Origin of the sequence: Variovorax sp. N23 (genome assembly GCF_025486315.1) — a bacterium.
Classification (GTDB): domain Bacteria; phylum Pseudomonadota; class Gammaproteobacteria; order Burkholderiales; family Burkholderiaceae_C; genus Variovorax.
This window is the reverse complement of the sequence record NZ_JAOOPY010000011.1, coordinates 65,066-78,270: the sequence shown is the minus strand read 5'-3', so window position 1 is coordinate 78,270 and position 13,205 is coordinate 65,066. Positions and strand designations below refer to the sequence as shown.

Below are 13,205 nucleotides of genomic sequence, written 5' to 3'. Positions count from 1 at the left end.
GCGCTGCGCGGCGTGTGAAAGGGAAGCGAGATGCGGCGGACCATTCTCGCCGCAGCGCGGGTACGCCCGACCGAGCGGGCGCCGCGCGATGCCGCTCAGCGCCGGCTGGCGGCGAGGTTCGCCAGTCGGTCGTAGCCGCTCATCTCCAGGAAGCCCTGCCCGTCGGCGCTGCCGCTCACGCGCACCGGCCCTTCCCAGTAGACGTTGGCCGTGGTCTGGCGCGAATCGAATTCGCCGTCGGGGTAGAAGGGCTTCACGTCGTAGACGCCCGAGGGCAGACGCAGGCGCCACTCGACGACGTAGGGAATCTGCGTGGCCGGGCTGGTCCAGCGCGCACCGGGCGTGATCTCGATGTCCCCGCCCTTCAGCGGCGTGGCGCCCTTGTCGTCGGACACCGTGCCGGCGGTCATGACCGGGCGACCCTCGGCGTCGAAGAGCTGGTAGACCATCACGTCGGCGCCGCTGGCCAGATGCAGCGCGAACCAGTTCCAGCCCAGCGTGGACGCGTCGAAGTCGCCCCACTGGTGGTCGAACCAGACCTGGCCGCTCACCGGCACGGTCTTGCCACCCACCGTGATGTCGCCCTTGGCGGCAACGCGGGGGCGCGAGTAGTAGTAGCTGATGCCGGCCTTGCCGAAGTCGAGCAGGCCGGGCGTCTTCGAGCCGGCGGCGCGGTGCGCGACCACCGGCCCCGCGTCCTTCAGATCGAGCGAGATCGCCATGTCGTCGGACGCGGTGCGCAGCGTGTGCGACGGCCCGGCCGCCGCGACGCGCCAGCGCCCCTGCGAGAAGTCGAAGCCGTTGGTCACAGTCTGCGCCGGCACGCCGCCGGTGCGGGTCTGGCTGGCGTAGCGCCGGCCGGTCTGCAGGTCGGTCAGCGCGGCGTGCATGGCCGTGTGCTTGACCAGGCCGGTGGCGACGAAGACCGCGACGTGAAAGGCATAGCGCTCGCCGTTCGCCGCGCTAAGGATGCCGTTGTAGTACCACCATTCCATGCCCGAACCGTGTGCGGCGTCGTCGGCCGGCAGGTTCAGCGGTGGGAGCGCGGCGGTGCGCTCGGTCGGCCCGCCGTCTTCGACGGCCGCGACGACCGCCGGACGCCCGGGCAGCGCATCGGGCATCCACGCCATGAACAGCGCCACGGCGGCGACGACGGCCACGCCGGCGCCCAGCAGCAGGTAACGACGGGCGGCGCGGCGGCGCTGCTGCTCTTCCCGGTAGGAGCGCGAATACGCCCGGCCGGAGCGGGGGGAAAACTCATCGGGCATCGGCGAGGCCTCGCGGACATGCAATGGGCGCCGAGCCTAGCATTCGTCCATGTCTGCGCCAAGTACGGCCGCTTCCCTTTCCCGCTCCCGCTCCTGCCCTCCGGCGGCGATCAGCGGATGACCACCGTCAGCGTGCTGCCCTGCGGCACGCGCACCGTTTCCTTGTAGGTGCCCGAGAGGCGCGAGCGCGACACCGGGAAGCTTGCGAAGCCCTTGAGCATCGACGGGACCGCCGCCGGCAGGCCGCGGCCCGACTCGCCGAGGACGGCGGGGTCCATGGCCACCAGTTGCAGGCCGTCGTCGTTGCGCGTGGGCATGCTGTAGCCGGCGACGCCGGCGCTCAACGGCACCAGGCCGGCCGCAGCGGACGAGAAGCGGCGCAGTTCCTGGCCGATGCCGGAATCCGGGCGCTGGGCCTTGATCGCGGCCTCGAGCACGGCGGCCGAGTCGGTCAGGCCGGTGCTGCGCAGCACCGACTGGAAGAAGCCCAGCCCGAACTGGCGGTTCAGGTAGCCGCCGAAGGAGCCGACCACGGCATAGCTTTCGCACACGGTGCCCATCGGGTCCCAGCGGGTCAGCTCGCAGTTGTAGCTGCCGCTGCCGCGGTAGTTCAGGTAGTACGGCAGGCGCCCATCGCGGATGGCGTTGTGGCTGGTGTCGAGCGCGTAGCTGGCCCAGTCTTCCATCATCAGCGCCGACATTTCCTCGAGCCAGTCGTCGAAGGCGAACTGGGAGCCCATGCTGACGCTGCGGCGGTAGAAGTTCTGCATGTGCATGCCTTCGTGCGCGAGCGCGGTGACGACCTGGCGCAGGCCACGGTCGCCGTCGAGGTACATCGTCTCGGTGTCCATGTACATGCTCAGCGATTCGTTGCTGTAGGCCAGTTGGCCCGCGCCCGTCTTGAAGTTGTTCAGACCCCAGAAGTAGCCGCCCATGCCGTAAGGCTGGCCGTTGCGGTCGAAGTTGACGAGGAAGATGTCGATCGGCTGGCCGCTGCCGGACAGCAGCTCCGTGTGCCCGTGCGGCCCCCACAAGGGCCCACCGACCTTCACCAGCATGTCGTAGATGCCGCCGGCACCGGCGAAGGCATCGCGCACGCGGTCGCTCAGTGTCGCGGACACGCGTGACGGGTTGAGTTCGCTCGTCTCCACCCACACGTTGACGACCGTACCGTCGCCGGTGGCGCGCTGGCCCGCCAGCTGCACGGTGCGCTGCGACCGGTCGAGCAGGTACACGGTGCGCTGCTGCCCCACCGTGTAGGTGGCGGCAGGCGCCGACGGGGCCGACAGTGCGGAGAGCTTCGCGCTGATGCTGCCGGCCGCGGCGGGCGTGCTCAGCAGCCGGGCGAAGCCGTCGCGGTTGAAGTTGGCCACGTCGGCGTTGAACGCCGTGCCCGCGTCGGCGCCATCGCTGCCGCCGGCCATCGACTTGCTCAGCGCCGGCGCCAGCGTGGTGGACGACGACAGGATCTGCAGCGACGGCATCACGACCTCCTGCGCCGATTCGTTGGTGAAGACCAGCGTCACGAGCTGGCCCGTCAGGCCCTTGATGGAAAGCACGAAGTCCTTGGCCAGCGACGTGTCGTTCGAGACCTGCCACACCCCGGTGCCGGCACCGGCGTAGGTGCTGCCGTCGATGGCACCGCAGTTCGTGCAGGCCGCAGTGAGCGGCGACGGCGTGTCGACCGCGGCCACCGGCGGGGCGCTGGCGCCGCCCGAGCCACCACCATCGCCGCCGCCCCCACCACCGCCGCCACAGGCCGTGAGCACGGCAGCAGCGGTCAGGGACGCGATCGCGCCAAGAAGGGAATGGGGAAGTCTGCGAAGCATGGGCGTGTCCTTGTCCGGCGATTCCGGTGCGGGTGAGGTGCCCGGACGGCGTGGACAAAGCGAAGCAAAGCTCTGCAGGCCGCACACCGGGCGCGTGGCGTTACCCGGCTATCGGCAGCGAGCAGCAATGCTTGAAGGGGTGGTCAGCCTGGGGAGGCCACGGCTCGGCGCAAGTCGCGTTTTCAGGTACAAATGCACAGGGGTGCCTTGCGGCTCGACGATGGCCGCCCGCGCCGGCCCCGAAGGAGACACACGATGGCCAGCAAGAACACGATCTGCCTCTGGTACGACGGTGACGCCGTCGATGCCGCCACCTTCTACGCCAGGACCTTTCCCGACAGCGCCGTCGGCAAGGTGCACCATGCCCCTGGCGACTACCCCGACGGCCAGCAGGGCGACGTGCTGCTGGTCGAGTTCACGGTGGCCGGCATCCCGTGCATCGGGCTGAACGGCGGGCCCCACTTCAAGCACAGCGAGGCGTTCTCGTTCCAGATCGCGACCGACGATCAGGCCGAGACCGATCGCCTGTGGAACGCCGTCGTCGGCAACGGCGGCCAGGAGAGCGATTGCGGCTGGTGCAAGGATCGGTGGGGCTTGTCATGGCAGATCACACCCCGCGCGCTCACTGACGCGATCGCCGACCCCGACCGCGCAGCGGCCAAGCGCGCCTTCGACGCGATGATGACGATGCGGAAGATCGACGTCGCCACGATCGAGGCGGCAAGAGGGGGCACGGCGGCGCCCTGAACGGCCACGAAGGCCGCGGCGTCAGGACGGTGTCCGGGGCGTCGTCGCCGGCCGCAGCTTGCGCCATCGCCGGTGGTGCCAACTCCACAGCTGCGGGTGCTGGCGAACCTGCTGCTCGGTGATCCGGACCAGGCGCTCGACGTCCGCGTCCAGCGAGCCCTGCCCCAGCGGCACCGGCGGCTGGATCTCGAAGCGCCAGACCGGCTCGGCCGCCGTGGTGGCCACCGGCAGCAGCGGCGCACGCGCGGCGCGCGCGAGTTGCGCGGGGCCGGCCGGCATGGCGGCGTCCTTGCCGAGAAAGCGCTGCATCAGGCCGGTCTCGGCCTGCTGCACGCCCTGGTCCATCATCACGAAGACGATGCGGCCCTGCTTGAGCGCCGAGACCATCTGCGCATAGGCACGCAGCCCGGTGTTCGCCAGGATGCCTTCGATGCCGTACTGCTCGAGGCCGTTCTGCAGCAGGCCGGCGGACATCATCCGCGCCTCGCGGTAGACCACGCTCACGCCCCAGCCGGCGCGCGCCAGCTTCACGGTGAGCAGCGCGGCATTGCCCATGTGCGTGGCCAGCAGGATCGCGCCGCGGCCACCGGCCATGGCGGCGCGCAGGTGGTCGAGGCCGTCGACCTCGCAGCGCGCGATGAGTTCGTCTTCATCCTGGCGCTGGTCGAACATGGCCAGGATTTCCAGCACGGCGGTGTTGTTCACGCGGTAGGCCTCGCGCAGCAGCGGCGCGATCGATGGATCGCCGGGCGGCTTGCCCAGCGCCAGCGCCATGTCGTGCGCGATGCGCCGCCGCTGGCGCCACGCCAGCCGGTACTGCAGCGCGCCCGTCAGCCGGCCGATCGCACGCACCCGCTGGAAGCCGGCCACGCGCAGCACCGTGCGCAGGCCGAGGAAGAGCGCCCGACGGCGCGCACGGCGCAGGCGGCGACCGAGGTCGACCGGGCGTTCTGCGTCGCTCATGTTTTCTCCTGCGGACCGCGCACCAGGCTCACCTGCGCATCGGCCAGCCGGTAGATGCGGTCGGCCGCGTCGATCAGCAGGCCCTGGTGCGCCACGGCCAGGATCGTCAGGCTGCCTTTGAGGCGCTTGACGGTGTCGATCACCACGGCCTGGGCTTCGGCGTCGAGGCTGCTGGTGGCCTCGTCGAGCACCAGCAGACTGGGCTTGTGCACCAGCGCCCGCGCGATGGCCAGGCGCTGACGCTGACCACCGGACAGGCGCGAGCCGCCCTCGCCCACGCGGGTCTGCAGGCCCTCGGGCATGGCGTCGACGAAGTCGAGCGCATCGGCGGCGCGCAGGGCGTCGCGCAGGTCGGCCTCGCTCAGATCCTGCTCGCCGAGCGCGAGGTTGTAGGCGATGGATTCGTTGACCAGCACCGAATCCTGCGGCACGTAGCCGATCTGCCGCCGCCAGGGGCGCAGGGCCAGCTCCGGCATCGGCACGCCGTCGACGCGCACGCTGCCGGCCTCCGGTTGGAGCAGCCCGACCACCAGGTCGAGCACGGTCGTCTTGCCGGCACCCGAAGGGCCGACGATGACGGTCAGCTCGCGCGAATGGATGGTGAAGGACGCGTCGTCGAGCACCACCCGGCCGTCGCCGTGGCGGAAGCGCACGCCGTCGAAGGCGATGCCGTCGGCCAGCGTCGCCGTGCGGTCGCCGCCCTTCGGTTCGGCCTGCGCATGCGCGGCGTCGATGCCGTCGATGAGCGCCCAGTAGGCGCTCTCGCGCACCACGATCTGCTGGTACGCGCGCTGCGTCTTCGAGAGGTAGCTCACCACCCGCGCCAGCAGAAAAAGCATGACCAGCACGGACGCCAGCGGCATCTTCAGCAGCACCAGGCTCAGGAAGAAGCCGGTGCCGACCATGATGGCGAGCAGCGGGTCCTGCAGCGCGCTGAGCGCTTCGCGGCTGACCACCTGGCGGCGCAGCGCGCGGCGCAGCTGCTTCATCTGGTCGGACAGCAGGGCATCGACGTGGTCCTCGCGGGCCATCGCCTTGAGCGGCTTGGCCGCGGCCAGCTGCGCACCGATGGCCGACAGCAGCGAGGTCAGCAGCTGCGTCTGGTGCTGGCCCGCGCGGCGCGAACTGCGGATGAGCGTGTGCAGCAGCGTCAGCAGCAGGCCGCCGGCGATGGCCGTGGCCACGCCCGCCTGCCAGGAGATCGCCAGCGCGATGCCCATGTAGATCAGCGAGTTCAGCAGCATCGCCGCCATCTCGGCGCTGTACTGGAAGGCTTCGGACGCGCGCTGCGCCTCGGTCGCCACGGCGTTCGACAGGCGGCCGACCGACTGCTGCAGGTAGTGGCTCCAGCGCGCGCCCATCACCGCGCGGATCAGCGCCAGGCGCAGGTCGGTAGCAATGTGCGCGACCGTGTAGCCGACCTGCTTGTTGGCCACGAGCGTGAGGCCGGCGCGCAACGCGATCAGCGCGATCGCCAGCGTGAGCATCACCGGCGCGGTCGGCTGCAAGCCCAGGACGTCGGCGATGCGCGTGGCGACCTGCTCGGGCATCGAGGGCTTGCGGCCCGGGTCGTTGGCGGTCGTGAGCGTGAGCATCGACAGCAGCATCGACATGCCGAGGCCGTCCAGCAGCCCGGCGACGAAGACCGCGGCGAGCGCGGCCGCGCTGCGGCCGGGGTAGGCACGCACGAAGGCGCCGATCATCGGCACCGCGCCGCGGGCGCGCGCGGCGGTCGGTTCGCCACTCATTGGATAACCTCCGCCCTGCGGGCTGCGGTGCTGAGCGCCTTCGGGCGGCCGGGCGGCGCTCATGTTGCGAAGAACCGAAGAGAGGGGCCGCGACGGATCACGACCGGGCGCGCCGGGTCGGTGTCGTAGGCCTCGCCGTCGAGCGAATAGCCGCAGAGGCCGGTGATCTCGGCCTGCGCGCAGCCGCCACTGAGAAAGCCGTGGGCCACGTCCATCGAACGCGAGAAGCGCCCCGTCAGCAGACGCGGCAGCGAACGGTAGAAGCCGGCGGCGTGGCGCGACACCGCCGTCAGGCGCATGCCGCCGTCGGCGCGCGTCGCATACGGGTCGAACAGGCCCCGGCGGTGCAGCAGCGTCGTGGCCAGCAGCAGGCTCACCTTGCCCTGGAGGCGGCCGAGTGCCCCGGCGTCGATGTGCAGATCGGGGCACGACAGGCCGGGACGCCCGCGCAGCGCCAGGACCGCGAGGCGCAGCAAGGAAAACGCCGTGCTCAGGTGGCCGGTGCGCAGCGCGCCGTCGCCACCGATGCGGTGCGCATGCGTGCGACGGATCGCGCCGTCGATCAGCGCCGCACCGACCCACAGGCCGTAACGCGCCGGCGCCGGCGTCTGCTCGATGCACAGGGTGGCGCGCTCGACCATGGCGGCGTCCCAGCGCTTGGCGGCGATGGCCGCGAGGCCGCGCTGGAGTGCGGTGAGCGCATCCATGCCCGGTGTGAGGTCGGCGGCCGTCAGGTTGGTGCGGCCGCCGGGCAGCACGAGCAGATCCGGCAGCCAGGCACCGGCCGGCAGGCTGGCCAGTTGGTCGATCACGGCGCGCACGGTGCCGTCACCGGCCAGCACCATCACGTGGCGCTGGCGGCGGGCCAGGATGGTCTCGACGGCGGCCGTGAGCGAGGCCGGCCCGTCGACCACCACCACCTCGGCCCCCTGCGACTTCGCCACGGCCTGGGCCTGCTCGGCCAGGCCGCGCGACGCGCGAAAGCTCAGCGGGTTGACGATGAGGCACGGCGGCTGCGACGCGGTCGCCAGCGCGTCGAGCGACTCGAACACGGGCATCAGCCCGGGCACACCGGCGTTCAAGATCGGTCGGACCGCGGCAGCCACGCGCGCATCGCCGACTGCTCGTTCGGCGTCTGCCGGGCCGACTGCCAGAGTTCGCGCACGGCGGCGAAGAAGCTGTCGCGGTTGGTGAGGCGGTACGACGCATCGGCCGGCAGGTTCGCCATCAGGCGGCGATGCGCCTCGTCCATGTTGTGGTACGGCAGCGCGGGGAAGAGATGGTGCAGCGCGTGGTAGCGCAGGCCCACCGGGAAGAAGGCGATGGTCAGCCAGGTCTGGCCGGTGATGTTGATGGATTCCTCCACCTGGCCCGCCAGGTCCATCGGCGTGCCGTCGTTGACGTAGCGGTGCGCGGCCAGGTTGCGCACCCAGTTCAGCCCCAGCGTGAAGGCCAGCAGCAGGTAGCCCATGGCCACGTGCTTGAAGCTGATGACGTCGCGCCACACCAGCACGGCCAGCGCCGCGATGTAGAGAAAGCACAGCGCCTCGACGATCTTCAGGTGCTTCTCGAAGCGCTTGGGGAAGCGCTCGCTGTAGTACGGGTTCGACACCGCCGCCGATGCGCGCGTCAGCACCCAGTGGCGCAGTCCGCCGTGCAGCCACGACAGCGGCCCCAGCACGCCGAAGCGCACCAGCATGAACAGCGGCAGCAGCGGCGCCTGCGCCAGGTACTTGAGGGTTTCCTTCACCGGCGACGAACCGAGCGGCAGGTATTCGCCGTCCGACGGGGTGCCGAAGCGGCGGTGGTTGTGGTGCTCGATGTGGTTGCTGTACAGGATCCACGGCATCAGGAACGGGATGCCCAGCGCCAGGTTCCACGCCCGCTTGAACCACACCATCTGCTGGTTCGGCATGTGGATGATCTCGTGGATGAAGGTGCCCGAGCGGAAGAACAGCAGGCTCGCGACGATGAAGGACGCGATCTGCACCGCGCTCCAGGGCTCGGCGGTGAAATAGACGGCCGTCAGCGCCCAGCCGATGCCGGTGCTCAGCAGGAAGTCGGTCCAGTAGATGGCCGGCGAGCGCTCGAACAGCTCGTCGATCAACGTGCGCGCCTGTCCCCGCCATGCGAAATTTCGTGCAGCCGCGGAGGCGGCGGGAGCCCGGTCGAGGGGGATGGAAGTGGCAGTCACGGCTCTGCGGAAGGAATCGGGAGGGGGCGCAAGCATACCGGTTGCGGCAAGCCCCCGACCGGGGCTCCAGTTCCCCGCGTCCCGGAGGAAGCCGGTCAGCCGCTGACGTCGGCCAGCGTCATGTCGAGCGGCGCGTCGAAGGGCGGCAGCGTGAGGCGGATGCGCACCGGCAGGAACTGCCGCGCCGGCTCGACCCAGACCTCCGCCCGGGTGTCGTCGGGCTTGCGCAGGGCGCGTGTCAGCTTCTGGGTCCGCAGGGTACCCGCCGGGGTCCTGATGCTCTCGGCGCCCGTGGCTTCGAAGATCCAGGTTTCGGCACGGCCGCGCACGCCCACCACCGGCATCACGATCCGCCCGCCGGTCTTCGCCTTGGCCGGGTCCGCCGCCAGGATGGCCTGCAACTGCACCAGCCAGCTCACGCGGTCCTGTGCGCCCGGCACCAGCGGGATGTCGGGCGCGGAACCCGAGAAATCGATCCTCGATTCGCTCCGCACGAAGGTGGCCTCGCGGGCGGACTTGGTCAGGCGCTTCTCGACATAGCGCTCGGGCGCCACGCCCGCGGCGTCGAAGCCGCCCCGGCTGGCCCAGTTGATCAGCGCCAGGCCGGCGACCGTGCCCTTGAGATGCGCCTCGTAGGCGTCACCGGTGCGCTTCCACGCGAACTCGCCGCTGCCGCGGATGCCGCCGCGCTGCATCTGGTAGAGCACGGTGAAGGAACGCGCGATGCGGGTGGGGTAGACCTGGGCGTCGGCATCGCCGGCCGGCGGCGCAGCGCCCGGTTCGGCGGCGGATGCCGCGACGGATGCCAGCAGGACCGCCGCGCACAGCGCGATCCGACGCCGGGAGAAATTCGAGGGAAGAAGGGACATGGGCAAGGGCGGTGGAGATCCACCCATTCTCAGCGCAGCACGCCGAGTCGTCGCAACCGCCAGTAGATGCCCGGGGCCGCCAACAGCGGGTGCCGCCGCTGGAACGGCGTCGGTTCGATCCGGTAGCCGCTGTGGCGCTCGACCTTCCACGCGACGTAGTCGGTGGCGTTGTCGAAGGTCAGGGCCGCCTTCAGCAGCCGCAGCAGGTTCAGCAGGGGGCCCAGCCGCCGACGCACGCGCCAGCGGCACTCGGCGATGGCGCGTGCGTCCGGCGCCAGCACGGGCGCGACTTCGTCGAGTGCCGTGGTGAAGGCGAGCCCGCCCTCCTCCCACGCGAGCGGCAGCAGGCGCGCGTAGCGCGGCCCGTCGTGCGCCAGCAGGTCGGCGCCGCGGCTGCTGCGCTCGACCCGCAGCTCGGCCGCGTAGGTGCGCGCATACAGGGCGCGCCAGTAGGCGATCGGGGCCGCGCGCAGCGGCCCCAGCATGGCCGCCCAGTGCGCGGCAGCCACGACGGCATCGCACACCGCGTCGCGCATGGTGAGCCGGTCGGCCTCGCTGCGCGCATGGATGCAGGCGCACGGCTGCGAGAAGCGCGCCCACAGCGTCGTGTCGAGGCGCTGCACCGACATCGCCCGCCGGAACTGCGCGACCGTCATCACGGCGTACTTGGCGCGCAGGCTGCGGCCGTCGACGGTTTCTTCCAGGTAGCCGACGTTGGGCGGCAGCAGGCGGTTGGCGCAGGTCGCGAGCCACGGCCCCGGCCAGTCGCGGGCGCGGTCGACCAGCACGTAGAAGTCGAGCACGCCGTCGAGCGCGCTGTCCCGCAGGGCCGAGCCGTAGAACAGCACGGCGGCCGCGCCGCCCTGCGCGCGCGCGGCCAGCCGCTCGGCCAGCGTGACGACGGCGGGCGGCACCGCGCGCCGCAGCTCGTCGTCGATCAGCGCGCGCAGTTCGTCGCTCACGTCGGGGCGGAGAGCCAAGAGCGCAGCGGACCGCGCCGGCGCGCCACGGCGGCCTGCAGCAGCCGCACGGCATGCACGGCCAGGCAGGCGACGGTCCAGATCGCCACGGCGAGGATGCCCAGGTCCGGCCGGCCGAAAGGCAGCGACGCCGTCAGCAGCAGCAGGTTCGGGTTGCGGCGCGCGGTGATGAGCCGGAAGCGGCTGTCGAAGCGCTCCCACACGTGCATCTCGATGCCGAAGCAGGCGATGAAGAGGCCTTCTTCCAGACGCTGCAGCACATAGCCCGCGACGATCGCCGTGAGCGCCAGCGCGGCATGCGTCAGCGGCAGGCCGACGGCGGACAGCCCGACGATCCAGGCCCACCACCAGAACGGTGGATGGACGAGGTCGATAGAGTGGTCGAAGAAGTCGCCGAAGCGCGACGAATTGAGCGTGACGCGCGCCAGCTTGCCGTCCACCGTGTCGAGGAAGGTCATGCCCCAGGCGGCCGCCAGTCCCCAGCCGTAGTGCCCGGTCCAGAACAGCCACATGGCGGCCAGCACCAGCACCAGGCTGAGCGAGGTCACCTGGTTCGGCGTGATGCCGGCTTCGGCGCACAGCCGCGTGACATAGCGCGCCGGCCGCGGCCAGGCGTAGAGCGTGACCAGGTCGGTCACGCCCTTGTAGGCGCCGCGGAAGGTGCGCCATTCGATGGCGTCCATGCTTTCTGCGGTCAGCGGCAGCAGGTAGGGCGGCTCGCGCTTGCGCAGCTTGTCGTTGTAGCCGTCGGCGATCTGCGCGGGCGAGACGCTGCGCGCACCAGCCAGCGCCTGCCGCTCGGCCAGCCGCGTGGCGGCTTCGGCGGCATGCGCGGCCGCGACCGACAGTGCGACCACCTCGCCATCGCCCTCGCCCTCGCCGACACGCAGGGCGACGTCGTCCGCCGCACCCGCGAGGCCGCGCACCAGCGCCTCGTCGAACACCCAGTCGGCCCGCAGCAGCACGACGCGGTCCGCATCGGCGGGCGTGGCCGCCATGCCGGCGCGCGCGAACTGGCGCTGCAAGCGCGCCTCCGACGTGAGCCCCCAGACACGCAAGGGCGATTGGCCAACGACGATCCCCGCAACGCGCTGGGTGGGCGCCGTATTGGCGCTCATGAAGACAGCCCGGCGCGCGGGGTATGGAGTTTTGGCATGATCGAAGCGAAGTGTCTAGAAAAGAAGCAGCGGGCGATTATCGATGAGCGGATTGACCTTGGCCCACGTGTCGGACCTGCACCTCCCCTTCGAGCCCGTGCTATCGCCGCGGCAGCGCCTGTCGAAGCGCCAGCTCAGCGCCTGGTCCTGGCAGCGGCGGCGGGCCCTGCACCGCACCGACATCCTCGACGCGCTCGCGCAGGACCTGCGCACCCACGCGGTCGACCACATCCTGGTCACCGGCGACATCACCAACTTCTCGCTGCCCGGCGAATTCGAGCAGGCGGCGCGCTGGCTCACGGCGCTGGCGCCGCCGGAGCGCATCAGCCTCGTGCCGGGCAACCACGACGCGCTGGTGCCTGTGCCGCACGCGCAGGGCCTGGGGCTCTGGCAGGGCTGGACCCGCGCGGACGACGGCTGGCCCTTCGTGCATCACCGCGATGGCATCGCACTGATCGGGCTGAACTCGGCGCTGCCGACCGCGCCGCTGCTGGCTCGCGGCCGGCTCGGCGACGCGCAGCTCGCACGCCTCGAACAGTTGCTGATTGCTGAAGGCAAAGCCGGCCGGACCCGCATCGTCATGCTGCATCACCCGCCGGCCGTGGGCGCGATCGGCTGGCGCAAGGCCCTGGCCGATGCCCCGGCGCTGCGCGCGGTGCTGCGGCGTGCTGGCGCCGAGTTGGTGCTGCACGGCCACGCGCGCGACGCCCGCATGGACGTGGTGGCGGGGCCGACGCTGCCGATCCCGTGCCTGTGCGTGCCCTCGTCGTCGGCCGTGCCGAATCCGAAGGACCAGGGCGCGCTCTGGCACCGGCTGAGGCTGATGGACGGCGCCAACGGCCCGCAGGTGAAGGTCGAGGTGCGCCGCTGGTCGAGCGAGGCCGAGGCCTTCGTCCCGGACGGCGCCTATGCGCTGGCCCTGCCGCGCGCTCGCTGAAGCGACTCAGGCGAGAATGTCGCCCGCTGAGCACAAGCAAACACGACCCTGGACGACTGCGATGGCCAATGCCACTGAAACGAAATTCGGCGATCCCGCCACACGCCTCGCGCAGACGGACTGCTGGACGCTGCTGCTGCGCCCGAAGCAGCCCACGCTGGGCGCGCTGGTGCTGGTGTGCCGCGAGCCGGTCCAGGCCTTCGCCGACGTGAGCGCGAAAGCCTTCGCCGAGATGCAGGGCATGGTCCGCCGCATCGAGGCCGCGCTGCACGATGTGGTGGGCTACGAGCGGATCAACTACCTCATGCTGATGATGGTCGACCCCGACGTGCACTTCCATGTCATCCCGCGCTACGACGGTTCGCGCAGCTTCGACGGCGTGGCCTTCCCCGACGCCGGCTGGCCCGGCCCGCCGGCGCTGGAGGCGGCCGTCACGCTCGACGCCACGACGACTGCCCGCCTCGGCGCGGCCCTGCGCGAGGCCCTGCAGCGCACCGCTGCCTGATCGCTCTC

12 protein-coding genes are annotated in these 13,205 nt (G+C 71.2%); 3 read left to right on the top strand and 9 right to left on the bottom strand.

The window, feature by feature from the left end; genetic code table 11:
- Positions 1-95: 95 nt before the first annotated feature.
- Both N8A90_RS17030 and N8A90_RS17025 read right to left on the bottom strand, forming a co-directional pair.
- Positions 96-1,268 (bottom strand): lipocalin family protein, encoded by a 1,173-nt coding sequence (locus tag N8A90_RS17030; RefSeq protein WP_262076161.1) that lies wholly within the window; start codon positions 1,266-1,268, stop codon positions 96-98.
- 110 nt (positions 1,269-1,378) lie between these two features.
- The gene (locus N8A90_RS17025) at positions 1,379-3,097 is read right to left on the bottom strand and encodes a M30 family zinc metallopeptidase (RefSeq protein WP_262076160.1); all 1,719 of its coding nucleotides are present in this window, start codon (positions 3,095-3,097) and stop codon (positions 1,379-1,381) included.
- 255 nt (positions 3,098-3,352) lie between these two features.
- On the opposite strand from N8A90_RS17025, the gene N8A90_RS17020 reads away from it, so the two are divergent.
- On the top strand, positions 3,353-3,844 hold the full coding sequence (locus N8A90_RS17020) for a VOC family protein (protein WP_262076159.1): 492 nt from the start codon (positions 3,353-3,355) through the stop codon (positions 3,842-3,844).
- Positions 3,845-3,865: 21 nt separating this feature from the next.
- On the opposite strand, the gene N8A90_RS17015 is transcribed toward N8A90_RS17020, so the two are convergent.
- From N8A90_RS17015 to N8A90_RS16985, 7 genes are all read right to left on the bottom strand, one after another.
- The gene (locus N8A90_RS17015) at positions 3,866-4,807 is read right to left on the bottom strand and encodes a lysophospholipid acyltransferase family protein (protein WP_262076158.1); all 942 of its coding nucleotides are present in this window, start codon (positions 4,805-4,807) and stop codon (positions 3,866-3,868) included.
- Positions 4,804-6,555 (bottom strand): ABC transporter ATP-binding protein, encoded by a 1,752-nt coding sequence (locus N8A90_RS17010; protein ID WP_262076157.1) that lies wholly within the window; start codon positions 6,553-6,555, stop codon positions 4,804-4,806. Before N8A90_RS17010 ends, N8A90_RS17015 begins: the two co-directional genes overlap by 4 nt.
- A 59-nt stretch (positions 6,556-6,614) precedes the next feature.
- Positions 6,615-7,637, bottom strand: a complete 1,023-nt coding sequence (locus tag N8A90_RS17005) for a diacylglycerol kinase family protein (RefSeq protein WP_262076156.1) — start codon at positions 7,635-7,637, stop codon at positions 6,615-6,617.
- On the bottom strand, positions 7,634-8,662 hold the full coding sequence (locus N8A90_RS17000; protein ID WP_262076155.1) for a fatty acid desaturase family protein: 1,029 nt from the start codon (positions 8,660-8,662) through the stop codon (positions 7,634-7,636). Before N8A90_RS17000 ends, N8A90_RS17005 begins: the two co-directional genes overlap by 4 nt.
- A 182-nt stretch (positions 8,663-8,844) precedes the next feature.
- Positions 8,845-9,618, bottom strand: coding sequence for a DUF3108 domain-containing protein (locus tag N8A90_RS16995; protein WP_262076154.1), 774 nt, complete (start codon positions 9,616-9,618; stop codon positions 8,845-8,847).
- Between the two features lie 29 nt (positions 9,619-9,647).
- On the bottom strand, positions 9,648-10,580 hold the full coding sequence (locus tag N8A90_RS16990; RefSeq protein WP_262076153.1) for a hypothetical protein: 933 nt from the start codon (positions 10,578-10,580) through the stop codon (positions 9,648-9,650).
- Positions 10,577-11,716 carry a CDP-alcohol phosphatidyltransferase family protein gene (locus N8A90_RS16985; RefSeq protein ID WP_262076152.1) on the bottom strand — a complete coding sequence of 380 codons (1,140 nt, stop codon included), beginning with the start codon at positions 11,714-11,716 and terminating at the stop codon, positions 10,577-10,579. The genes N8A90_RS16990 and N8A90_RS16985 overlap by 4 nt, the downstream gene beginning before the upstream one ends.
- Before the next feature lie 82 nt (positions 11,717-11,798).
- Here N8A90_RS16985 and N8A90_RS16980 point away from each other — a divergent pair, with 82 nt between their 5' ends.
- Together N8A90_RS16980 and N8A90_RS16975 are read left to right on the top strand one after the other, a co-directional pair.
- Positions 11,799-12,692, top strand: a complete 894-nt coding sequence (locus tag N8A90_RS16980) for a metallophosphoesterase family protein (RefSeq protein WP_262076151.1) — start codon at positions 11,799-11,801, stop codon at positions 12,690-12,692.
- 61 nt (positions 12,693-12,753) lie between these two features.
- Positions 12,754-13,197 carry an HIT family protein gene (locus N8A90_RS16975; RefSeq protein ID WP_262076150.1) on the top strand — a complete coding sequence of 148 codons (444 nt, stop codon included), beginning with the start codon at positions 12,754-12,756 and terminating at the stop codon, positions 13,195-13,197.
- Positions 13,198-13,205 lie beyond the last annotated feature (8 nt).

Coding starts and splice junctions, on each gene's coding strand:
- N8A90_RS17010 (WP_262076157.1), bottom strand. CDS start 6,555: ATGAGTGGCGAACCGACCGCCGCGCGCGCCCGCGGCGCGGTGCCGATG.
- N8A90_RS17030 (WP_262076161.1), bottom strand. CDS start 1,268: ATGCCCGATGAGTTTTCCCCCCGCTCCGGCCGGGCGTATTCGCGCTCC.
- N8A90_RS17025 (WP_262076160.1), bottom strand. CDS start 3,097: ATGCTTCGCAGACTTCCCCATTCCCTTCTTGGCGCGATCGCGTCCCTG.
- N8A90_RS16985 (WP_262076152.1), bottom strand. CDS start 11,716: ATGAGCGCCAATACGGCGCCCACCCAGCGCGTTGCGGGGATCGTCGTT.
- N8A90_RS16980 (WP_262076151.1), top strand. CDS start 11,799: ATGAGCGGATTGACCTTGGCCCACGTGTCGGACCTGCACCTCCCCTTC.
- N8A90_RS16975 (WP_262076150.1), top strand. CDS start 12,754: ATGGCCAATGCCACTGAAACGAAATTCGGCGATCCCGCCACACGCCTC.
- N8A90_RS16995 (WP_262076154.1), bottom strand. CDS start 9,618: ATGTCCCTTCTTCCCTCGAATTTCTCCCGGCGTCGGATCGCGCTGTGC.
- N8A90_RS17015 (WP_262076158.1), bottom strand. CDS start 4,807: ATGAGCGACGCAGAACGCCCGGTCGACCTCGGTCGCCGCCTGCGCCGT.
- N8A90_RS17020 (WP_262076159.1), top strand. CDS start 3,353: ATGGCCAGCAAGAACACGATCTGCCTCTGGTACGACGGTGACGCCGTC.